General features: G+C 44.4%; 20 protein-coding genes and 1 tRNA gene. 12 read left to right on the top strand and 9 right to left on the bottom strand.

The window, feature by feature from the left end; all coding sequences use genetic code 11:
- Positions 1–51: 51 nt before the first annotated feature.
- The 6 genes from HMPREF0860_RS07930 to HMPREF0860_RS07905 form a co-directional block, all read right to left on the bottom strand.
- A complete protein-coding gene (locus HMPREF0860_RS07930; RefSeq protein ID WP_021330853.1) occupies positions 52–1,416 on the bottom strand; it encodes a sigma-54-dependent transcriptional regulator in 1,365 nt (454 codons plus the stop codon).
- Positions 1,413–2,699 (bottom strand): two-component system sensor histidine kinase NtrB, encoded by a 1,287-nt coding sequence (locus HMPREF0860_RS07925; protein ID WP_021330864.1) that lies wholly within the window; start codon positions 2,697–2,699, stop codon positions 1,413–1,415. Before HMPREF0860_RS07925 ends, HMPREF0860_RS07930 begins: the two co-directional genes overlap by 4 nt.
- On the bottom strand, positions 2,692–3,921 hold the full coding sequence (locus HMPREF0860_RS07920; protein ID WP_021330854.1) for a DNA polymerase III, delta subunit: 1,230 nt from the start codon (positions 3,919–3,921) through the stop codon (positions 2,692–2,694). The genes HMPREF0860_RS07925 and HMPREF0860_RS07920 overlap by 8 nt, the downstream gene beginning before the upstream one ends.
- Complete coding sequence (locus tag HMPREF0860_RS07915) at positions 3,921–4,409, bottom strand: CvpA family protein (protein WP_021330863.1); 489 nt, start codon at positions 4,407–4,409, stop codon at positions 3,921–3,923. Before HMPREF0860_RS07915 ends, HMPREF0860_RS07920 begins: the two co-directional genes overlap by 1 nt.
- 3 nt (positions 4,410–4,412) lie before the next feature.
- A complete protein-coding gene (gene murG / locus HMPREF0860_RS07910) occupies positions 4,413–5,558 on the bottom strand; it encodes an undecaprenyldiphospho-muramoylpentapeptide beta-N-acetylglucosaminyltransferase (protein ID WP_021330865.1) in 1,146 nt (381 codons plus the stop codon).
- A gap of 42 nt (positions 5,559–5,600) precedes the next feature.
- Positions 5,601–5,673, bottom strand: a tRNA-Phe gene (locus HMPREF0860_RS07905).
- An 82-nt stretch (positions 5,674–5,755) separates the two neighbouring features.
- Between HMPREF0860_RS07905 and HMPREF0860_RS07900 the strand changes: the two genes are divergently transcribed.
- Positions 5,756–7,486, top strand: a complete 1,731-nt coding sequence (locus HMPREF0860_RS07900; RefSeq protein ID WP_038081443.1) for a capsule assembly Wzi family protein — start codon at positions 5,756–5,758, stop codon at positions 7,484–7,486.
- On the opposite strand, the gene HMPREF0860_RS07895 is transcribed toward HMPREF0860_RS07900, so the two are convergent.
- The 3 genes from HMPREF0860_RS07895 to HMPREF0860_RS07885 are packed head-to-tail and all read right to left on the bottom strand — an operon-like array spanning position 7,483 to position 10,073.
- Positions 7,483–8,532 carry an NAD-dependent epimerase/dehydratase family protein gene (locus tag HMPREF0860_RS07895; protein WP_021330867.1) on the bottom strand — a complete coding sequence of 350 codons (1,050 nt, stop codon included), beginning with the start codon at positions 8,530–8,532 and terminating at the stop codon, positions 7,483–7,485. The two genes, HMPREF0860_RS07900 and HMPREF0860_RS07895, sit on opposite strands and share 4 nt — an antisense overlap.
- The gene (locus HMPREF0860_RS07890) at positions 8,529–9,248 is read right to left on the bottom strand and encodes an IspD/TarI family cytidylyltransferase (RefSeq protein ID WP_021495656.1); all 720 of its coding nucleotides are present in this window, start codon (positions 9,246–9,248) and stop codon (positions 8,529–8,531) included. Before HMPREF0860_RS07890 ends, HMPREF0860_RS07895 begins: the two co-directional genes overlap by 4 nt.
- A gap of 18 nt (positions 9,249–9,266) precedes the next feature.
- Complete coding sequence (locus HMPREF0860_RS07885) at positions 9,267–10,073, bottom strand: LicD family protein (RefSeq protein ID WP_021331042.1); 807 nt, start codon at positions 10,071–10,073, stop codon at positions 9,267–9,269.
- 111 nt (positions 10,074–10,184) lie between these two features.
- Between HMPREF0860_RS07885 and HMPREF0860_RS07880 the strand changes: the two genes are divergently transcribed.
- The 11 genes from HMPREF0860_RS07880 to HMPREF0860_RS07830 all read left to right on the top strand — a co-directional run bounded on the left by HMPREF0860_RS07880 (position 10,185) and on the right by HMPREF0860_RS07830 (position 23,694).
- Positions 10,185–11,351 (top strand): hypothetical protein, encoded by a 1,167-nt coding sequence (locus HMPREF0860_RS07880; protein ID WP_021331045.1) that lies wholly within the window; start codon positions 10,185–10,187, stop codon positions 11,349–11,351.
- A gap of 67 nt (positions 11,352–11,418) precedes the next feature.
- Positions 11,419–12,870: a flippase gene (locus HMPREF0860_RS07875; RefSeq protein WP_021331047.1), complete on the top strand. Its 1,452-nt coding sequence runs from the start codon at positions 11,419–11,421 to the stop codon at positions 12,868–12,870.
- Between the two features lie 39 nt (positions 12,871–12,909).
- Positions 12,910–14,052: a dTDP-4-amino-4,6-dideoxygalactose transaminase gene (rffA, locus tag HMPREF0860_RS07870; RefSeq protein ID WP_021331041.1), complete on the top strand. Its 1,143-nt coding sequence runs from the start codon at positions 12,910–12,912 to the stop codon at positions 14,050–14,052.
- 12 nt (positions 14,053–14,064) lie between these two features.
- Positions 14,065–15,024 carry a glycosyltransferase family 2 protein gene (locus HMPREF0860_RS07865; RefSeq protein WP_021331040.1) on the top strand — a complete coding sequence of 320 codons (960 nt, stop codon included), beginning with the start codon at positions 14,065–14,067 and terminating at the stop codon, positions 15,022–15,024.
- A 19-nt stretch (positions 15,025–15,043) separates the two neighbouring features.
- Positions 15,044–15,364: an EamA family transporter gene (locus HMPREF0860_RS07860; protein WP_231364423.1), complete on the top strand. Its 321-nt coding sequence runs from the start codon at positions 15,044–15,046 to the stop codon at positions 15,362–15,364.
- Positions 15,357–15,701, top strand: a complete 345-nt coding sequence (locus HMPREF0860_RS07855; protein ID WP_038081557.1) for an EamA family transporter — start codon at positions 15,357–15,359, stop codon at positions 15,699–15,701. Before HMPREF0860_RS07860 ends, HMPREF0860_RS07855 begins: the two co-directional genes overlap by 8 nt.
- A gap of 57 nt (positions 15,702–15,758) precedes the next feature.
- Positions 15,759–18,464, top strand: coding sequence for a YidC/Oxa1 family membrane protein insertase (locus HMPREF0860_RS07850; protein ID WP_156005610.1), 2,706 nt, complete (start codon positions 15,759–15,761; stop codon positions 18,462–18,464).
- A 29-nt stretch (positions 18,465–18,493) separates the two neighbouring features.
- Complete coding sequence (locus HMPREF0860_RS13290) at positions 18,494–19,642, top strand: glycosyltransferase (protein ID WP_156002213.1); 1,149 nt, start codon at positions 18,494–18,496, stop codon at positions 19,640–19,642.
- Between the two features lie 37 nt (positions 19,643–19,679).
- A complete protein-coding gene (locus HMPREF0860_RS07840; RefSeq protein WP_021495661.1) occupies positions 19,680–21,431 on the top strand; it encodes an ArnT family glycosyltransferase in 1,752 nt (583 codons plus the stop codon).
- Positions 21,428–22,426 (top strand): glycosyltransferase, encoded by a 999-nt coding sequence (locus tag HMPREF0860_RS07835; protein WP_021331512.1) that lies wholly within the window; start codon positions 21,428–21,430, stop codon positions 22,424–22,426. Before HMPREF0860_RS07840 ends, HMPREF0860_RS07835 begins: the two co-directional genes overlap by 4 nt.
- An 83-nt stretch (positions 22,427–22,509) precedes the next feature.
- The gene (locus HMPREF0860_RS07830) at positions 22,510–23,694 is read left to right on the top strand and encodes a nucleotide sugar dehydrogenase (RefSeq protein ID WP_021331505.1); all 1,185 of its coding nucleotides are present in this window, start codon (positions 22,510–22,512) and stop codon (positions 23,692–23,694) included.
- Positions 23,695–23,738: the final 44 nt, after the last annotated feature.

Raw genomic sequence — 23,738 nt, 5'->3', positions numbered from 1 at the left:
TCCGTGATAAAATAATATTTATACGTACAAAAAAGTTTTTATCTTTTCGATTCAGGTCGACGCTTCGCCGTCCCCTATGCCGTATTCCTGCAGTTTTCGATGCAGCGTTTTCCGGCCTATGCCGAGAATGTCGGCCGTTTTGCTTTTGTTTCCCTTGTTCGCCGCAAGATTTTCGCAGATGATCGCTTTTTCCGCATCGTCGAGCGTCGTGCCGACCGGTATCGTAATCGAAGGCGTGTCTTTCGATGCGCTCACCGTCGGCGGTAAATCTTCCGGAGTAATTTCGTTTCCGCCGCACATAACGACAGCGCTTTCGATACAGTTGCGGAGCTCTCGGATATTGCCAGGCCAATCGTACTTGTACAGGAGGGCACGCGCACGGTTATCGATGCCCGTAACGTCTTTGCCGTTTTCCTTTGCGTATTCTTTTAAAAACGCATTCAATAAAAGCGGAATATCGTCACGTCGTTCGCGAAGCGGAGGCACGGCTATATGCACGACGTTGAGCCGGTAATACAAATCTTCGCGGAATCTTCCCTCTTTTACTTCTTTTTCCATATCGCGGTTCGTCGCAGCGATGACGCGCACGTCGATGTCGATCGTTTTTTCTCCGCCGACACGGATGATTTTATGATCCTGCAGCACGCGCAAAAGCTTTACCTGCACGCTCGCGTTGACTTCGCCGATTTCATCGAGAAAAATCGTGCTTTCGTGCGCGAGTTCGAAACGCCCCTTTTGCATTTTTTCGGCTCCGGTGTACGCGCCTTTTTCGTGACCGAACAGTTCGCTTTCGAGCAGCGTTTCGCTCAAAGCCGCGCAGTGCACTTTTATCATTTCGTGAGCGCTTCTCGGAGAGAGATTGTGGATCGCGTCTGCGACGAGTTCTTTTCCCACGCCGCTTTCGCCGGTTATCAAAACGGACGCTTTCGTCGGAGCGACTTTTTTGATAAGCGTAAACACTTTTTGCATTTCGCCGCTTTTGCCGATCATATTGTCGAGCGTATGAGCGCTTGAAACTTCGGCTTTCAGCTGCGTGTGCTGCAGCGAAAGCTCTCTCCGTTCGAGCGCGCGCTTGACGAGCATCGAAAGCCGATCGAGGTTGAGCGGCTTTGTCAAAAAATCGTAAGCGCCGTTTCTCATCGCATCGACGGCCGCATCGATACTTCCGTGTCCCGTAAGCACGATGACCGGTATGCCGGGCGTTTCCGTCGTCACGCGGCGGAGCACTTCTTCGCCTGAAATACCGTCCATGCGGAGATCGGTGATGACCAAATCGATGTCGCCCTTTGCGATACAGTCGAGCCCTTCTTTTCCGTTTGCCGCAAGGCGCACTTCATAGCCTTCCATTTCGAAGGCAGCGCCGAGCCCTTCGCGGATATTTTTTTCATCGTCGATGATAAGGATTGTGAATTTCATTTTTTCGCCATCTTGTCCGCAATCTTTGCCGAATCGTCTTCGATCCGCTGCGTTTTATGTTCGCCGAGCAATTTTCTGTCCGTCTGCGGCACGGGAAGCGTTATCGTAAAAACGGTACCTTCGCCCGCGACGGACGACACTTGAATATCGCCTGAAAATTCCTTAATAATTTTATACGCGATCGTCATGCCGAGCCCCGTCCCCTTCGCTTTCGTCGTAAAATACGGTTCGAAGATGTGAGAAGCGGTTTCTTCGCTCATGCCGATTCCGTTGTCCGAAATCGTTATGATATAAGCGTCGTCTTTTAAAAACGTTTCGACCGCAAAAAGCCCCGGACACCGAGCGCCCGATCTTGCCGCCGTGCAGTCGGAATATTTTTCCTGTATCGCCGCGAGCGCGTTTTGCGCCATATTGATAAACACGTCTTTAAAAAGTTTTTCATCGATGAGAAGACGCACTGTCCGCTCGCTTACGCGGACACTCACCGTAATGCAGCTGTCGTGAAATTCGGGCGTTATAAAGGCGACATCTTCTTTAATAAGTTTTCCGATATCGATGAGTTCGAGCTTCGCGTTGACGGGGCGCACCGCCATGAGAAAATCCATCACTTTTTTGTTGAGGTTGTCGATCTCTTCGTTTACGGTATCGAGATGCGCTTCGAGGAATTTTTTATCGGGCAGCATACCGCTCCCCTCCCGCGCTTTTTTTATAGCCTTTTGCACGAGCTGCACGTGAATGCCGATGGCGCCGAGCGGATTTTTGATTTCGTGCGCCATGCCCGCCGCGAGGTTCGTCAAGCCCGCAAGATTTTCCATGCGGCGAAGCAATATCTCATGATTGCGTTTTTCGGTGATATCGCGCACGGTAACGATGGAGCCGGATACTTCTCTCTTTTTAACAAGAGGCAAAACCGTAAGCGTTATAAAGCGCACGCTGCCGCCTGCCGTCTCGGTCGTAAATTCGTCGGAAACGTTCGATCGGTTGTGTTCTCTGCAGTCATTTAAAAAATCGGCGATTTCGGCGTTGTCGACGAGGCGCGGGAGCGGAATGCTTTCCGCTTTCGGATCGTCGGGGCGGATCGAAAAGGGTACATAGCGTTCGGCTGCTTTATTCGTCAAAATCAATTTCCAATCTTTATCGACGATGACGAGCCCCGTCGAAAGAGACTCCAAAACCGAATCGAAAATTTCGTTTTCGCTGCATACGTCTTTTAGGAATTCTTTTACCTGCTCGGAAGGAAGCTTTGCGATTTTTTCGCTGACGCGCCTGAAATAATCACTCATAGGCGGCCTTAAAGACGAAATCGTGCGTTTTATTGATTTTAAAAAACGTCCGAGTGAGGTTTTCCAATGCGGCAAGTGGAGACTCGTTGTAGACGGAAAGGGAGAGCCAACACTCCCTGAGAGATGCCATACATTCGGCAGAACTTTCGGCGCCCGAAGCGCTTTTTGCAAGCGGTCTCTGCGCACGCGCGATGCCGTCGAGGAAGATGCGGAACATGAGGCGCGGTTCGAATGAAGCGCAGTCTTTTAATATCTTTGCGCAGTCGGGAATCGCGTTCGATGCAACGCTCTTAAAAAAAGACGCCGCGCAGTCTCTGATTTTTTCGGGCGCGACGGGAAGAAAAGTTTCAAAATATTCGCCGAGAGTTCCGTTCCACGCATCGTCGTGAAAAATACGGCGCACGACTTCAAGCTGTTCGGCCTTTGTCCGATCGCGGAATCGATACGGTCTCACGCGCGAAAGGATCGTCGGCATGACGGACGAACGTTTTTCCGTCGTCAAAATAAAAACCGCGTCTTCCGGCGGCTCTTCGAGAATTTTCAACAGCGCGTTCCGCGCGCTTTCGTTCATGCGCTCGGCGTTTTCCAAAACGACCGTTTTTTTTCCTGCGGACGATTTTATATGCGCCCATGCGGAGACGGCGCGTATGTGTTTTATCGGAATCGCGTCCGGCAAAAAATCGGATTCGAGTTTTCGGCACAGCTTTTGTATTTCGCCGCACGTCTTTTGAAGCGTTTCGGCATCCGGCAATTCGTGCGGAAAATCGATCGTCTCCATGTATTCGTCTACGGAAGCGATGAGGGGCGCGATCTTCGAAAGCTTGTCGTCGTCCTGCAGCACGACGGGATTAAATCGCATCGTCAATTTTCTCACACTGCGCAAAAAAAGATAGCGGGCGCTTCGTTCATAGGGCGCGCTCTTTTTGTGCGCCGAAAGAAAGACCGCAAGACATGAAGCGATTTCAAGCGTGCAGTCGCGCGGACCTGCGAGTATCGTATTTTGATGGACGAGGGCTTTATGACGGAGACACGAAGGACACGTACACTGCCACGCGCCTTTTTCTTCTCCCATGCATGAAAGAACGCGGGCACACTCAAGCGCGCACGAAAGTTTTCCCGAAGAGGCGGGGCCGTAAAAAAGAAGGGCGCCCGGAAGGGACGATGAACGTATGTCGTTTTCAAGAAGCGAAGATGCTTCCTGTCGGATAATGTTTTCAAACATCAGGCAGGCAGCTCCTGAAGCTTCGTTTCCGAAACTCTGATAACGCCGTCGAGCAGCCGGTAAAAGATGCTCGACTCGAAAAGCGGACGCGTGTCGAACCACGGCTGCACTTTGAAAGCGACGATGATGAGGGAGATGACTGCGAGCCCTTCGACGATGCCGAACACGAATCCGAGCGCACGGTCGAGTCCCTGCAAAATCTCTCCCGAAAAGATGCGGCTGACGATTTCCTGAACGATCTTTACGACGAGGAATGCGATGATGAAAATCAATAAAAACGAAACGACTTTTGCCAAAAGCGCGTTACGGATGCCGTCGCGGACAAAGGGTTCGAGAAGCGGCGTACACAAAACAGCAGCGACGATGCCTGCGACAAAGGCGGCTTTACCGAAAAATTCTTTTATCAAACCGCGGGAAGCCGCCGTTATGACAAAAAAAAGCAAAATCAATAAAAAAACGATATCGACCGGCGCATAGGAATACGGCATCGCTCATGATCCTCCGAACATCGCAGTATACACGATTTCGGCAATCTTTTCACTAGGCTTTCCGCATCCGACAAGAGCGGCGCAGTTTTCGCTCATGAGACGCCGCTCTTCGCTCGATGAAAGTTTTTCAAGAGCACGCAAAAGTTCTTCCGAATTCGCCTTTTCCCGCGAAAGCACGACCGCCGCTCCCCTCTCCTCAAAATAGCGCGCGTTGTCTTCCTGATCGCCTCTCGTACCGGAACCCGTAAGCGGGATGAGCACGAGCGGCTTTTTTAAAACGGCGCATTCCCAAATCGAATTCGCTCCCGCGCGAGAAAGTACGATATCGCTTGCAGCGATGACGTCGCTCATTTCGGAATACAAAAACGGATACTGCGCGTAGTCCGCGTGCCGGACAGTGTCGGCGTTTTTTACTCCCGTTTGATGTACGACGAAAAATGACGCACACAAGCGGTCGAGATTTTCTCTGACAAGTTCGTTTATCTGTACGGCGCCTAAGCTTCCGCCGAGTACGAGGAGAACGGGTTTTGTATTGCCGGAGCTATTTAAAAACGCGCGGCCGCGTTCGGGAGAGGCGCGGTAAAAAGCTTCCCGGACGGGATTCCCCGTTACGATTATCTTTTTGCGGTATGCCGTCTTAAAAAAACTTTCGGTTTCTTTATACGATACGAGAATGCGCTTTGCCGCGATGCTGTTGATTTTCGTCGCAAGTCCCGGCGTAAAATCGCATTCGTGCGTATACACGGGAATGCCGAGCAGCTTTGCAGCCGCGCACGGCGGGACGCTCACAAAACCGCCTTTGGAAAAGAGGACGGCGGGTTTTAATTTTATTAAAATCGCAAGAGATGCAAAAAATCCTCCGACGATTTTAAACATATCGGAAACGGTTTTCAGAGAAAAATAGCGGCGAAGCTTTCCCGCAGGAATTCCGTAAAACGCGTCCGCACTTTTCCGCCCCGCTTCGTCGACGTTTTTTTCGACGACAGTTTTATCCATGCCGGAAGAAGATCCGATCCAGCAGATAGTAAGGGCAGCTCCTCGCGCCGCAGCCTTTTTGCGCAGTTCGTCCGCGACTGCAAGTCCCGGATAGATGTGTCCGCCCGTACCGCCGCCCGTAAATACCGCTGTGATCGATGTATCGTTTTTCATATAGTTTAAAAATAAAAAACGGCAGCTGTGCTGCCGTTCGTATGCCACCAGTTGGAATCGGACCAACGACACATGGATTTTCAGTCCATTGCTCTACCAACTGAGCTATAGCGGCATATTGACTACTCTACCCGATTTGCACTTTTATGTCAAGCGCATCGTTGACGATCCCCATGCAATCGATTATTATCGTAGCAATGAATATCTCAAAAAAACTTTCGGCGCTGCCGCTCGTGTTTGCGCTTGCATACGGCAGCATATCCGCACAAGAAGCGTTAAAATCGATCGAAGAAAACTATTACGATTTTCTCTCGCTCACCGGCGTCGTAGAACGCGCTTCGCTCGGGTATCGCACGTTGAGCGATTCGGTATGGAATTTTATCGATGCCGCGGATAAAGACGAAGCGAATGCGTATCCGTTTTGTAACACTGAAAACATTTGGCAAAACAACAATCTCGGAACAACTCGTTTTATCAGCGGGAATAAAAACCTTTCATGGAAAATCTACGGTCCCGAATGGTACCAGAGTTTCAATACGGCCGCTCCTTACGGGCAAAACGACGGCGCTCTGTGGCAAGGGCGCGGCTATAATACGTCACTGACCGGCGGTGCGCGATTGCAAGCGTACGGTGTCGAACTCACGCTAAAGCCGCAGCTTTCTTTTTCGCAAAATGCGGCGTTTGAACTCAAAAATCGTGAAGTTACCGATCCGAATGCCAGTGAATACGGCTATTTTTGGGGATATAAATTATCCGACGGAAGCTATGCCGGCATAGATGCACCGCAGCGATTCGGAAACAAGCCTTTTTTTACGTTCGATTGGGGAGATACGGAAATCCGCTATACGTGGAAAACCCTAACCGTAGGCTTCGGGACGCAGTCGCCGTGGCTCGGCCCCGCCATCCTCAATCCCATGCTCGGCAGCAACAATGCCGCAAGCTATCCGAAAATCGATTTCGGTGTGCGCCGCACGAGCATACGGCTGCCGTGGCTCAAATGGTATGTCGGCGATATCGAAGCGCGTATGTGGACCGGGATGCTGACCGAATCGGATTATTTCGATAAAGATGCTTCGAACGATCATACGATGATAAACGGTATTTCATTGAGCTATGCGCCGTCGTTTATACCGGGTCTTACGGTCGGACTCAACAGAATTTTTTTGACAAAATGGAATTGGAAAAATCTCAAATATATCGGCAGACTGTTTACGACATCACACGCAAACGACGTAAGCGGTGACGGAGAAGATCAAAAGATCGCATTTAATGCTGCATGGCGTTTTCCGCAAATCGGTTTTACAGTCTACGGTGAACTCGGCATTGACGATTATACAACAAGTGAAACAAGAAATCCCTTCCACACGGCTGTCTATACCGTCGGGCTTCATCAATATATTCCATTGCCGCTCTATAAACTGTTTCCGAACAAACTCGCGGGCGTAAATCTGCACAGCGAGCTTTTGTTCGAATGGAACAATTTCGAAATGTCGCAGGATTTTCAACTGCAATGGGAATACATGGGCTATTATGCACATCACCAGATGAAGCACGGGTATACGAACCGCGGACAGTCGCTCGGCGCAGGATCCGGGTACTTCGGGAACAGTCAATTTTTAGGATACCGGGTATACTATCCGCGCGGAAGCACGATGGTGTTTTTTCACCGCTACTGCCCCGATATAAATTACATTCTCAATAAAGCCGTATATAAGAGTGCCAAACCCGGTGACAGCACAATAAAAAAAGATTATTGGGCAAATTACGAAGCCTATCTCACGTGGGGTGCCGAAACGTCGTTTTTCTTTTTCAAATCGCTGTGTCTCACCGGTACCATCGGGTATACGTATATTTCCAATCGGAACTATATACGGAAAAACTACGTATACGGCTTTGAATTTTCGCTGAGAGCGAAATACAATTTTTAATTACCGTTCGCCTGAAGTATTTCAAGCGTTCGGGATACGCCATCTTTTAGACTAAAGCGCGGTTTCCAGCCAAGCGCTTCCAATTTTGTCGAATCGAGGGACGAATTTTCCATAAGATTATAGCTTTTTTTCTCCGCATCCGTCGCATTTTGAAAGATGATTTTTGTTCCCGACGCATCGGCGAATTCCTGCGCGAGACGCCGAACGGTAACCGTTGAATTCGGATTTGCGATATTATATGCGTTTCCCGTTTTCCCCGCCAATAAAACCGTCAATAGAGCCGATGCACAATCCATTACATAGCAATACGAACGCAACTGCGCTCCTCCGCTTTTCATTACGATATCTTTTTTTGCAAGCGCATTCCGAGTAAACTGCGCCGAAGCGCGGCTGTCGGTTTCAGTGATAGTCGGACCGTAAATATGTCCGGGTCGTACAATGACCGTATCAACGGCATATTCTTTTGTATATGAAATACATAAATTTTCAGCGGCACGCTTTGAGCACGGATAACATGCACGCGTATTTAAAACATCGATATAACCGTAATCGTCTTCTCGATACGGCTCGCCGTTATTTTTTATCCCGTAAATTTCGCCGGAAGAAATATACAGCAAACGTTTTATTTTTTTTTCAAACGAGTATTTCAAAAGCGAATGCAATCCGATAATATTTGTTAAAACCGTTTCCACGGGATATCTATTAAGTGAAACCGGATCGGCATTGCTTGCACCGTAAATGATATAATCCGTAGCGGTATCAAGAGAAACATCCATCGTCGCATCAAATCGAATGAATTCGAAATCGGTACCGCATTTAAATGGTGCAAATCTCTTTACTATACGCTCTCGGTTTCTTCCTGCAATACGAATCGTTATATGGGCGTCGTATTTTTTATTCAATGCAAATAATATATCTATCACCGGCGAACAGATCATACCGGAACCGCCGGTGATCAATATGTTTCGATTAAACAATTTTTCTTTGCAATTTATTGCAGAAATCGCCGTATCGATATCGTTCAAATATGATGCAGTATAGTTCATGTGTCTTTTAACCGTGCAGCGCTCTGTTCATTTAACAACGCTTTAAAGATATCGATATCTTCCAATGTCGTCAGTTTTATATTTTTTTCAGATCCCTTTGAAAAAAATATTTTTTTTCCCATTTCAATCATCAAAGTACACGATGCAATACTGTCGGTAATTCCTTTTTTTTGCGCGAGTCTATGTACGGCACAGATAGTTTCCAAATAAAAACCTTGCGGCGTCTGTGTCCGTTTTAATTTATCTCTCGGATAACTTGCGTCCGAAACCAATCCGTCTTCCGTTACAAGCATTGCTTCGGCACAGGGAATAACGGCAACAGCACACCCGTATTCTTTTGTCTTTGCTATACAGTCTGAAATTATCTCACTTGAAACCAACGGACGAATAGCGTCGTGAATTAAAACAACGGCATCTTTAGCATAACGGCGCTCAAGTTCAAAAATGCCGTTCTTTATCGATTCCTGTCCGCAGTTGCCTCCGGATACAATATGATGCAATTTCGTAATATTAAATTGCTTTGCATAGGATTTGAGAGTCTGTTCCCACCCTTTAATGCAGACTACCGCAATCGCATCGACATCGTTATGATTTTGAAACACTTCAAGCGTATATATAATTACCGGTCTTCCGTTCACGACGATAAACTGCTTTGGAATATTTTGTCCCATCCGCTGTCCGTACCCGCCGGCTATGATGAGAGCTACTACACTCATTCCATCCTCACTATAATTTTATTTATACCACGCTTTAAATTGATGACGAAAAACTCGTTTATCTTCAGGCGGAAATTGCATATAGTCGCCGTAAAGGCTATGGAGATACTCATCGTATCCGGAAAATGATTTAAATATTTCGCCTTCAAACGGAACATCGATGTACGAATCAAAAACGGTTTTTCGGATCTGTTCTTTCATGCCGTAACCCGCTACGGAACAAGCGACATATTCCGATGTTGCAAACGAGTTTTGCATCGCTAATCTGTTGATTTTTTTTGCAAGCGAAGATTTTGATTTGAATCGATACAAAAAGAAAACCGATTTGCGAAGCAATCGCTTCGGTAATGATTCACCTTTTGCCGTTTTCTGATACACCATCGTATTGAGCCGCTTCCAAATACGAATTACACTCCAATAGGCGTTACGTTTTTTTTCAACATTCGGAAGCCCGTCACAGGGAAAGAGATCGACGTATACCCCCAACCCCTCAAAAAGCCTGTCACAAGGTTCTTCCAGAATCGTCGTCGTATCTACGAGCTTGGCAAACGGATAATAGTAATCCTGTTTATTAAAACATGTATATACCGCAAGATTATTCGGTAAACGCCTTCCGGCAATTTTAATAAATTGTTCATAATCGCCGCGCGGAAACATAACGTCGATATCATCATCCCACGGTATATATCCCTTATGACGAATCGCACCGATAAGCGTTCCGCCGCACAGAGAATAGTGTAAATTATTCTCAACACAAATAGTGTTTATACATTTGAGAAGCCGCAACTGTATCTGTCTTAATGCTTCGATAGATATCGCTTTCATTTTCCGCCAAAACAGTATATCACCCGATCTCGGCTTTGTACATTACCCGCAAAGAATAAAAAAACATCGTATATTGAAATATTATTATGATTATATTACGATGGCCTCGGTATGGTTTATTGGGTACTGCATAAAAAATTATCTCGCTCGGATTGGTCGAATACGTTGGAAGGCGAACCCGGATATTTTTATGAACAGTTTAAAAATTTTGCTTTTATCGATATAACCGATTTTTCATTTATGGCGAAATTGGAAAACGCATTGAATCCCATCGATTATGAAAAATACGACATATCCGCCATCGATACAACAAAATACATATTCGTAAAAAATAAATCCGATTTCCGAAAACTGCATATAGCGTCTCGAAATACGGACATATTCGTATTTCAATCCTATCAAGACATACGAGTAATCGAGTTCAGCGCTTTTCTTCATGCAATGGGATTCACTACGGCAATTTTTAACCACTGGCAAATGCCGACCGTTCAAGATTTACGATTAAAACGAAACGGCAAATGGTTTTTCAATATTTTAAAAATAAAGAAAAAAATCCTTTTTTTACGGTTTTTAACAAAAATTCACAGAAAACTTTGTCGTCCGAAAGCCTATTTTACATACGCCCTTGCAGGAGGCAATAATTTTATCAAAGAAACTCAAAAAAACTGTTTGCTGGAAACTGTCGTTCCGGTACATTCCATTTCATACGATGAATTTTTAGTAATAAAAAATTCGCACGTACCGAGTCTCATAGGCGAACCGTATTTCGTTTTTATCGATCAAGCACTGACGATTCATCCCGATACACGATTTAAAGCCGACGATACCGAATTATATAAAAAAGAGATACTGAAAACATTCGACTATATACAAAAAAAATATAAAACACAAATCGTCATCGCCGAACATCCTCGCATCAAGTATCCCGACGGTTTTTGGGGAAATTACCGATGTTTTCAAGGACACACGCCGACATTATTAAAATACTGTCAAGGAATACTCGGTCATTACTCTTCCGTAATAAATCTTGCCTATCTGCTGAACATCAGCACAAAGATATTTTTAACAAGTTCTTCTCCTTACTTCTATCTCGACGATACGATACGAAAAGTATTTGCATTTTTCAGCGGGGCTCTGATCGATATGGCAACCGGAACCGAAATAACGCATACCGACGATAACGTATCGCTTAAAGATGATTTTTCTCTGTGTCCTGATGAAGCAAAACGAAATCGTGCAATATTCTACGATTTTTTGTCGCGCTATAACCACGACTGATTTTTACCGCTGAAATTTCAATCGTGAAACTTGTCGGCTCACGCAAAATCTGTTATCATAAAACACTATGCCGCAAAAATCGCTGAAAAAGAATGCGTTTTATAATTTCATACGTTCGTTTATGAATCTCGCATTTCCGATTATTTCATTTCCGTACGCATCCCGTATTTTGATGCCGGATGGAATCGGTAAAATAAATTTTGCGAACTCCGTCATCGATTATCTCGTCATGCTCGCGGGACTCGGTATCACGTCCTACGCTGCACGAGAAGCGGCAAAGATACGGGACGATCCTTTCAAACTGAATAAATTCTCGCGGGAAATTCTTCTCATAAACGGCGTTTCAACGATCATCGCCTATATCTTATTCGCAGTGAGCCTTTTGTGTATCCCGAAATTTCACGACTATCGAATTTTGCTTATCGTCTGTTCTTCCAAAATACTGTTTATCACTATGGGCTTGGAATGGCTGTATGCCGTTGAAGAAGAATACCGGTATATAACGCTCCGTTCCGCTTTTTTCCAAATAGTGAGCTTAGCCTTTTTATTTATATTCGTGCGCAGCAAAAACGATTATGTCGCGTACGCGATTATGGGCATTATTTCAAACGCCGGCATGAATGTCTGCAATATAGTATATGCAAGAAAATTCATCAATATTTTTGAAAAAACGACGCTTGAAATAAAAAAACATATCAAATCCATATCGATTTTTTTCGGTATGGTTTGCGCGGTAAAAATCCATTCGGCTATGGATACCGTTATGCTCGGCTTTATGATGGATGACAGCGCCGTCGGCTATTATACCGCTGCAAGTAAAATACGCAGACTGGTTGTACAGATGATCACCGCGATTACCGGCACGCTGCTTCCGCGCAGCTCCTACTATATAGAATGGCATCAAATACAAAAATACGACGACATGGTAAAAAAAGCGATGGGCGTCGTGTCGTTTTTTTCGTTCCCGGCGACCGCCGGTCTTATCGTCATCGGAAAACCGCTTATAACAGTATTCAGCGGCGAACAGTATTTACCGGCACTTCCGGTTTTATATTGTATGGCGCCGATAATCATCGCCGTTTCGTTTGCGTCTTTTTTGGATAATATAATCCTAACACCGAACCGCGATGAACGTTTTATTTTGTATTCGCAGATTTTCGGCAGCGTTCTCAATATCGTCTTGAATTATATCTTTATTTCGCTCTGGGGCGTTTTCGGCGCAGGGCTTTCAACGCTGATCGTTGAATTTTCGATCACCGTCATTCAGCTGTTTTGTTCGCTGTCTCACTTGAAAAAATTTCTTTCATATCTGGGAAAACAAATTCTACACAGCTTCATCGGAACAATCGCTATGTACGTTTCCGTCTGTTTTTTAATTAGGATAATTCCAAGCGCGACGCTTCAAATCGCAGCCGGCGTTTTAGCAGGCTCGACAATATATGCCGCAGTGGAAATTGCCCTGCGAAACGACACGGCAAAATTGCTGCTCGCATCCGTTCATAGAAGGATACATAGATGAAAAAATTCCGGCTATTGACATCAATAATATGCAAATATTATGATAACCGACATGATTCCGTTTAATGTTCCTCCGGTTATTGGAACTGAAATAAAATATATTCAGGAAGCTATACATAATCGTAAACTTTGCGGCGACGGCCCGTTTACTAAACGATGTACCGAATACCTTCAAAAAAAATTTAACAGAAAAATATTACTCACAACATCCTGTACTTCCGCGCTTGAAATGGCGGCTCTGCTTTGTCATGTTAAAAACGGCGATGAAGTTATCCTTCCCTCTTACACATTCTGTTCGACAGCCGATGCATTTGTACAACGCGGAGCGAAGCTTGTTTTCGTTGATATCCGCCCCGACACGTTGAATATCGATGAAAATAAAATCGAAAAAGCAATTACGCCAAAGACAAAAGCTATCGTAGTCGTACATTACGCCGGTGTCGTCTGCGAAATGGATACTATTATGGATATAGCGCGCCGACACAACATTTTTGTTATTGAAGATGCGGCACAGGCAATATTTTCCACATATAAAAACCGACTTGCAGGCACGATCGGTGATTTCGGCTGTCTATCGTTTCACGAAACAAAAAACCTTAGTATGGGCGAAGGCGGTGCGCTCATCATTAATCACGATAAAGATTCGGAAGAAGCGGAAATGATCCGTGAAAAAGGGACGGATAGGAGTAGATTTATCCGCGGTGAAGTAGATAAATACACATGGCGCACATACGGATCTTCTTATTTACCGAGTGATTTAAATGCCGCTTATTTATGGGGCCAGCTAGAAAGTGCAGATATAATACAAAATTATCGCATGAACGTATGGAATACCTATTTTAATGCGTTTACAAGTGACGCCGTAGAGTCGGTACTCCGCTTGCCCTTAGTGCCCTCTGAATGTAAACATAATGCGCATATCTTTTACCTTATCGCAAAAGATCCTGCAATGCGAAATAACCTCATAGCATATCTTAGGAAAAAAGAAATTCAATCCGTTTTTCATTATATTCCGTTGCACAGTGCTCCTGCAGGGATAATTTACGGCCGTTTTGACGGGAAAGACATCTATACGACACAATACAGCGAACGGCTTATCCGCTTACCCTTATATTACGGTATCCGTCCTGAAGAACAGGACGCGGTTATTACAGCGATACGGCAATACGTTAGTGACCGATAAAGGTATCGTATTATGGCAGAAAAAACGTTCCAAAAAGAAATCAGTATTGTTATTCCCGTTTATAACAGCAAAGATTGTATTGCAGAACTCACCTCACAAATTGCAGACGCTTTAAAAGGAATCGACTACGAGCAGATTATGGTCAACGACTGCAGTCGCGATAGCAGCTGGGATGAGATAAAAAAAATAATAAAAACAAACCCCAGAATGATCGGTATCAATTTAAGAAAAAACGCAGGACAGGACAGTGCCATTCTAGCAGGTCTCAATTATGCAAGCGGCAAATGGATCATTGTCATGGATGATGATCTGCAGCATTCGCCGTATGATATTTTAAAATTATATAATGAAGCGAAAAAGGGCTATGACGTCTGCTATGCAAACTTCTCTGTAAAAGAACAAAAACTTTGGAAAAACATCGGCAGCTGGCTTAACGGAAAAATAAGCGAAATTACGATTCAAAAACCGAAAGATATCTATCTTTCACCTTTTAAAATAATTCATTCATCAGTCGTAAAAGAAATAATAAAATTTAACAATCTATTTCCGTACATCGACGGCCTTATCTTTCAAATAACGAGAAATATTACACAGATATCGATTAAACATCACAAGCGTACGACAGGAAAAAGCAATTACAATTTAATAAAGTCCATACAAGTGTTTTTCCGTATGCTATTCGGATTCTCTACCGTCCCGCTCAACATAGCATCTTGCTTGGGATTTGTTTCCGCATTTGTCGGACTGATTTTAGCTGTCTATTATGCGGTCGTATATCTGCGCGGTAAAGCCGATGTTGCCGGCTGGACAACGCTTGTCATCCTTTTACTTATTATTGGGGGAATGATACTTGTTTCGTTGGGTATAATCGGAACATACGTCGGCCGGATATATTTGACCGTAAATGCTACTCCGAAATTTACTATAAAAGAAATACAATCGGGAAATACCCATGCAGCATCAAAAGAATAATATAATTTACATCTTATTGATGCACTTTGCCTTCCTCATATACAGCCTCTATGCCGTTATCGGAAAATTCGCCGCGCGGGAAACTTTTCTTTCAACGAAATTTATTTTGTTATATTGCCTTATATTTTTTATTTTATGTATCTATGCGATTATCTGGCAGCAAGTATTGAAAGTGATCTCCCTGTCGATTGCGACGGCAAATAAAACGGCGACGATCATTTGGGGAATCGTCTTCGGCTCCTTGATCTTTAAAGAAAAGATTTCCTGCACGATGATCATCGGCGCCGTTATGATACTGTGCGGCATCGTATTTTTGTGTACGGAGAAAAACGATGCATGACATGATCTTTTATATAGCTTTGCTTTTTCTATCGGTTTTCATTTCGGCGTGTTCTCAAATTATTTTAAAAAAAGCCGCCGGAAAAAAATACGCTTCCGTATTTGCCGAATATTTTAACGTTCCCGTCATTTCCGCATATACGATTTATTTTATCGCCGTTTGTATCGATTTAATCGCACTGAAAAAGGTACCCGTCTCGTATATTCCCATCGTCGAAGCGTCAAGCTATATATTTGTCATTTTACTCGGCAAACTTTTTTTTAAAGAACACTTGAGCAAACGAAAACTGATCGCAATGAGCATTATCTTCTTAGGTGTTGTAATCTATTTTTTATAATTACATATAATTGTACCGCACTTGTCGCTGCCTGCGAAAAATAATATACTTTTGTCTATGTTTTTGTATTACATAATAATTTCGCCGCTTAAACAGCTGCTCGAAATTTTTTACATACTTTTTTATGAATTTACCTATAGCGAAGGTTTTTCGGTTATCGGATTAAGCTTTATTGTAACGCTTTGCTGCCTTCCGCTGTATGTCATCGCTGAAAGCTGGCAGGAAAAAGAACGAAACATACAAACGCTGCTTGCTCCGGGTGTCAAACGCATAAAACAAACCTTTCGCGGCGACGAGCAGTACATGATGCTTGCAACATTCTACCGACAGCACCTCTACCACCCGATTATGGCGCTCCGCTCGTCGTTCGGTCTGCTCATCCAAATTCCGTTTTTTATCGCAGCATATTCCTATCTTTCCAATTTGCAGGAGCTTCAAGGCGTTTCTTTTTTCTTTATTAAAGATATGGGAACAGCCGATGCGCTTTTTTCCGTCGGCCGTTTTCCTGTAAATGTCCTTCCGATAGCGATGACCGTCATAAATTGCGTCGCCGGCGCCGTATACGCAAAAGGTCACGGCATAAAAGAAAAAATTCAAATTTTCGCTATGGCGGCGATCTTTCTTGTGCTTCTGTATAATTCGCCTGCAGGTCTCGTTCTTTACTGGACGATGAATAATCTGCTTTCGCTCGTAAAAAATATCTTTTACAAGTTCAAACATCCCGTTCGTGTACTGTATGCCGTATCCGCACTCTGTGCCGTATTTCTTCTTGCCGTTGCGATTTTTTTTACTCATATAAAACCGGAAATGCGCGCTATGCTCACCGTCACCGCTGTTACTGTTATCCTATCGCCGCTCATCGTGCGCCTTTTGCGCGCATTTACCGATACTTATATAAAAAACATATCCGGCACTTTTCTCGCCGCGTCATTCCTTCTTTCAGCGGGAATACTCGTGCTTTTGACCGGCTTTACCGTTCCGTCGATGTTGATGGAATCCGAACCTGACAATTTTTGTTTTGTCGACTCATACAGTTCTCCGTTTATCTTTTTGTTTATAACGTTTTGTAAAGCATTCGGTTTTTATCTTTTTTGGCCGGCATGTTTTTACGGACTGTTTTCTTTACGAATCAAAAAGTTGATTTCATTTTGCGCACTGTTTTCAGCAACGTACGCCGTCGTCAATACGTTTGCTTTTTCGGGTGCCTACGGACCGATCGATCAAACGCTTACGTTTATGGAACCGCAATCGTTTTCCGTTCCGCCGCTTTCGATTGCACTCAATATCGCGTGTGCCTTTGTTATCTTTGCGCTCGCAATGCTTTTATTCAAAAAGAAAAGCACCGCATTCATTCCTTATTCGTACATTGTGCTCATAGGCCTTGCAGGGATCGCTATAAAAAACGGCGCATCTATTTCCGGTCAGTATAAAAAAATGACAAAGCCTGTCGTAAAAGAATCGATCGAGCCGATATTTCATCTTTCAAAGACAGGAAAAAACGTACTCGTGTTTATGCAGGACAGAGCGTTTATGCCTATGGTTCAAGACGTTTTTGAAGAAGCGCCGGAACTTGCAAAAAAATTCGACGGGTTTATATTCTATAAAAATGCCGTTTCGTTTGCACAGTATACCATGCTCGGTACTCCGGGCATCTTCGGCGGATACGATTACACACCGTATGAGATAAACCGCCGTACGGAAAAAACGCTGCAGCAAAAACACAATGAAGCGCTTTTGTCGCTGCCCGTACTGTTTTCGCAAAACGGTTTTTCCGCAACGATAGCCGATATGCCGTATGAAAATTATCTCGAACAGCCCGTAAGCGATATGTACAAAGATTATCCCGAGATACGTCACGTATACGCTCACGGCAGCTATTCCGATTTTTGGTATAAGAGAAACAACTTTACCAAACTGCCGTATATAAGCGATCGCATCAAACACAATTTTATCATGTTCGGTATTTTCAAAACTTTTCCGCCGTTTTTGCGGCGGCTGGTATACCACAATGTATGGTGGAATTCCGAAAATGAAAATGTGCGCCATACGACACAGTTCATCGATAATTATTCCGAACTCGATTTGCTTCCGCTCTTATGTGACGTGACGAGCGAGTCGGACTCATACATCGCAATCGACAATGAAGCGACGCACGAACCTATGTTTTTGCAGGCCCCCGATTACGTTCCGGTAAATACGGTAACCGATTACGGTACGACAAAGTGGGCACACAGCGAACAATATCACGCGCAGGCCGGTGTTTTTCGCTGTTATGCGCGCTTTTTCGACTGGCTTAAAGAAAACGACATTTATGACAACACGCGCATCATAATCGTTTCCGATCACGGCGCCGACATCGAAACGGGGATATTCGACAATACGAACGGCGTTCCGCCATACAAAAAAGAAAGCATCGTTGCCTGTCTTTTGTTTAAAGATTTTAATGCACGCACGCTTTCAGACAATACGACGCTGCAGGAAGATATGACATTTATGACAAACGCAGATATCGGAGCGCTCGCATCAAAAGACATCATCGCCGATGCAAAGAATCCGTTTACCGGGACGCCGTTTATCATACCCCCCCCCCTCAAAAACTCATACGTAAAAATTTGCCATCCGCGCGCGGAAAGCACGCGCAACAGAAACAATACGCAATTTATCATTCCCGACAACGATTGGTACACAGTCCGCGATGATATTTTCGATTCTGCAAACTGGAAGCAGCTGCACGTCGTAAACGGAACGGTTACCGACTTTTGACGACGCAAATTTTTCAAAAGGAAATAAATATGAATACAGTACCCGCAGTAGCGATCGACACGACATTTTTTGCCCATAGTGAAGCACGAAATAAAAAACTTACTTACTCTACATCGATCTTTGCCGCCGATTTACTCAACGCTTTTACGGAACTCGGTTTTTCGAAATATTGCACGCTCATCGTAAGCGAACCTCATGCACAGTTTTTTAGAGAATACTTTCCGTCATACAAGCAGCTGATATTGCGATGGTTTCCGCTTACGCTTCTTTCAAAAATCAGTCACGGTAAATTTGCAGCAAGCGCTCTGATAAAAAAAATCGGTATATATAAAAAAAATATCGAACATTCTTCCTTTAATGCGATTTGGTTTCCCTATACGATTCCGGAATCGTACGTTGATACGAAACTTCCCGGTATTCTTACTATACATGATATGTACCGTCTGCATGCTCGTAATAATGCGCGCGCATACAAAAATATCGCCGACGAAAATCATAACCAAATCGTAGCCATTTCAACTTACACGAAAAACGATATTGTCGCTTCGCTCGGATATCGAAAAGAAATTCCCGTTATTCCGAATTCGATAGATTTCGACGACTCAAAAACGGAGACCGTACAGGGAATTTCAAACCCTTTTATTCTCGATATAAACGCCTACATAGCGAAAAAGAATACAATAACATTATTAAAAGCGTTCAATATTATAAAGGATTCGGTTCCGTTTGATGTCGTCTGTTGCGGCGGATACAAAGACGAAACATATTTTTCTATGCTGCAAGAATACATACATAAATATGCGTTGGAAGATAGAGTTCACATGTTGTATAAAATTTCGGAAGCAAAAAAAACGTGGCTTTTAAAAAACGCAGCATTGTTTGTGACTCCGTCTTTATACGAAGGTTTCGGCAGAACGCCGATTGAAGCCGCCGTTTGTAAGGTTCCCGTCATTTCCACAAAGGAGACATCACTGTACGAGACAACGATGGGACTTGTCAGCTATTACGATAATGCAACCGATGAAAACGAACTTGCAGATACGATTCTTACAGTAATAAGAAACAGTCCGTCTCAAACAACACTCTCTTCCATTGCAAACACTTTTAAAACTACATACGCGGTAAAAAACTGTGCACAAAAATATATTGCACTTTTCAATCGCATTCTATCATCGTAATTGACAACAATATAATTCCAAATTAAAATTATATGTTATGACGGTAAAACATAAAACCGTGTTATTTGCGTACGCCGTAATCGCTATAACCGCTTTGCTGCTTTTTAACAATCTGTTTTACAGTTTTTGCTGGTCTGACGAAGGGTTTTACCTGTCTACGGTAAACCGTATGATGACCGGCGAACGGCTGTTCATCGACGATTGGTCGCCGACGCAAAGCTATGAACCGCTTTTATATCCGCTGTATGCGTTTTTTATTAAAATCGTCGGAAGTACGGACGGAATATATCTTTTTTTTAGAATCGCAACGTTGTTCTTTCAAGCGTTGACGGCAGTCGCGGCGTATTGTATTTTTTCAAAAAAAATGCGCCGTTCGGCTTCATTGACTTTAGCGCTTGTCGCTTTGATCTTTGCACGCGCGTGTATAAACGGACCGTCGTATTATGTGATCGGCTGCGAAACCTATCTTTTGGGTATCGTCGCGTTATATGCATTCTTTGAGCTGCACCGGCATAGGTTGTTTCTTTTTATATCCGGCATTTTTTTTGCGCTAGCGGTGCTGTGCAATCCTTACCTTGCGCTCGTATACATTACAGTATCGGCCGCGCTGCTGATCTTTTCTGCGACGAGAAAAAGATGGAAACTCTGGCTTTGTATTTGGGCAGGTACGGTTTTCGTAGCCGTGATATACATCGCTGCGGTACTGTACAAAACGGATCCTGTAAGCATTTTGAAATCTTTAAAATATATTTTCAACGATCCGGCATACGGACGAAAGCCGATCCACACGATAAAGCGCCTCTATAAATGTCCGCGTCTCATTCTCTTTCCGTATGTAATCACAAATCTGCCGATGATCGCCGCATATATTGCCGTTTTAAAAAAACGCATCGCGCTGACGCCGAAGACAAAACCGCTTTTATTTTTACTTAATACCATCCTGCTCGTCGTAAACGGTATCGTAATCGAAAAAGATTGCGGAGCTTTTATCATGGCATTTTTTCATTACGGTATCTTTACGGCGTTGCTGTTTTCTCCGTATACCCTAAAAAAAGCCGCCGTCGAATACAAAAGAGAATTACTGTACTTTATCATCCCCGGATTAATTTTATCGTATTTTTTTTGTTACGCATCCGATACGGGTTTCGGTGTCTGTTCCATAGGAATGGTTGTAGTTTCCGGCGGCATAGCATCCGTTTATATACAATCGTTCGAAAACGCTTTTCCGTCTGAAAAACTTTCCAATCGATTATTAAAATATCTTCCGCTTGCGATTATCGTGTGCGGTACTTTTTTTTATCGAGTCAATCTGACGTATAGAGATATCCGCCTTTTTCCGCATATTGCGTTTATTCCCTCACGCCATCCGGCAACAGAAAAAATAACACAGGGGCCGGCAAGTGGGCTCTATACCGGCAGTATATACAAACGGCAATACGACAGCATCCTGCATACGCTTGAACGTATCGATACCGAAAAAGGCGACACGATTTTTATTTCGCAGCTTGCGCCGTGGGCGTATCTGGTCGATAAGAATCTTGCATGCGGCGCACCGACAACGTGGCGGCTGCCGCCGAGCGACTACAGAATCGAGCCGTATTACGAAGATTTCGCCGGTCACAGACTGCCGGATTACATCCTTTTTCTCGACAAATCGATACGCGATAACGATAACGAGATATCGGGAAACGAATGGATTATCCGGCGATTAAACGAACGCGGTTACGTGCAGACATCGGTCGCCTGCGGTATTTTATATGCGGCGCAACGCAAAGGATATGCCGAATGAAGTATGTATACGTTTTGGTATCGAGTCCGAACGATCTCTATTACGAACAGGCGCTTATGTCCGTCTATTCGCTCAGGCGTCACATGAAAGATGCCGACGTCGTTTTTCTTGTCGACGATACAACGGCCGCTTCTTTTTTCGGCAAGCGTTCCGAGCTCAAATCCTACGCAGCGTCGGTCATCCCCGTTTCATTCGACGATACCGTAAACGGCGTCGCCCGCTCGCGTATATTGAAGACGACGATTCCCGATTATATTCACGACGATTTTTTATATATCGATTGCGATACCGTAATAACCGGCGAACTATCTTCAGTTGAAAAGCATACAGCCGATATAGCCGGCGTACTCGACGGTCACGTTATGCTGGGCGACCATGTGCACAAAGATTATTTTTTAAAACGCGATAAAAAACTCGGCTTTTGCGGAACGAAAAAAAACGGTTTCCATGTAAACAGCGGCGTATTCTTCGTTAAAAACACCGAAACGAGTAAGCAATTTTTTAAATTATGGCACGAACTGTGGAAATACGGCTATACGGTAAAAAAAGATCATCACGACCAAAGCGCATTTAATGAAGCATGGTATCGGATGCGATTCGGAAATTCGTTTTTGGACGGCGAATGGAACTGCCAGCTGAGCCACGGGGGGCTCGCGTATCTGAAAGACGCAAAAATCATTCACTACTATTCGTCCGAATTCGGCGGAAAAAATTACCTTCCCTACTACAAACTTGCGGACGCATCTCTTCTCAAAAGAATAAAAGAGGCGGGAACGATTCCCGACGATATAAAAACCATGATCGAATCTCCGAAGTTTCAATTTAATAAAGTGCATCTCGTAAACGACAAGCGCATCGTAAGCATCATGCAGTCGCCGCTTTTGTTCACTCTTGCCGATATGAAAGCCCACGCACCGCACGTCTTTAAATTCTTCGAAGCGCAGGCGGGCGGTATTCGCGCATTGGCAAAAAAAGTAAAACGGCTCAAACGATAATGTGTATACTGATGCAAAGCGGCGCCGAGCAGGATATTTTTATCCGTATTTTTTGAAAGATTTTTTTACGGGAGGTTTTTGCTATGAAAATTGCGGTTGCAGGAACTGGATATGTAGGGCTTTCAAACGCGATACTTTTGGCCGAACACAACGACGTATATGCCGTCGACATCGTTCGGGAAAAGATCGATATGCTCAATAACAAAAAATCTCCGATCGTCGATAAAGAAATCGAAACCTATCTTGCAAAAGGGAATCTTTCGCTCACGGCGACGCTCGATGCCCGACTCGCATACGAAGGAGCCGACTTTGTCATTGTTTCGACTCCGACAAATTACGATCCAGAAAAAAATTATTTCGATACGTCGTCCGTCGAAGCCGTTATCGACCTTGTAAAAAAAATAAATCCCGACACGGTGATCGTCATAAAATCGACGGTTCCCGTAGGCTATACGGAAAAAATCAGAAAAGAAAAAGAATTCCCGAACATACTCTTTTCTCCGGAATTTTTGCGCGAAGGTCATGCGCTCTACGACAACCTCTACCCGTCGCGTATCGTCGTAAGCTATCCCAAAGACTGTGAAGCGCTCAAAGAAAAAGCTGAAACCTTCGCTTCGCTTTTAAAAGCGGGCGCAATTAAAAAAGACATTCCCGTGCTTTATCCGCACTGTACCGAAGCGGAAGCGATTAAACTGTTTGCAAACACTTTTCTTGCGCTACGCGTCGCGTATTTCAACGAACTCGACACGTACGCGGAAGTCCGCGGGCTTGACACGCGATCGATTATACGCGGCGTATGCCTCGATCCCCGCGTCGGCGACTTTTACAACAATCCGTCGTTCGGTTACGGCGGATATTGTTTGCCGAAAGATACGAAGCAGCTGCTCGCAAATTACGACCGCGTTCCGAACAATTTAATCGGCGCGATCGTCGAATCGAACAGGACGCGCAAAGATTTTATCGCCGACCGAATAATCGCAAAAAAGCCGAAAACGGTCGGCGTGTACCGTCTGACGATGAAAGCGGACAGCGATAATTTCCGTCAATCGTCGATTCAAGGCGTTATGAAGCGCATCAAAGCGAAGGGCATACGGGTCGTCGTCTACGAACCGACGTACAGCGGCGGCGATTTTTTTAATTCGGAAATAATTAAAGACCTTGAAGAATTTAAAAAGCAATGCGACATCATAATCGCAAACCGCTCGGCGCACGATTTGGACGACGTAAAAGAAAAAGTCTATACGCGCGATTTATTTTCGAGGGATTGATGTACATAGAAATATAAAGGAGCAAATAGAAATGAACGCTTTTT

It is taken from the genome of Treponema socranskii subsp. socranskii VPI DR56BR1116 = ATCC 35536, assembly GCF_000468115.1.
Classification (GTDB): domain Bacteria; phylum Spirochaetota; class Spirochaetia; order Treponematales; family Treponemataceae; genus Treponema_D; species Treponema_D socranskii.
The sequence above is the reverse complement of the archived record's forward strand: the minus strand, read 5'-3'. Positions and strand labels throughout refer to the sequence as shown.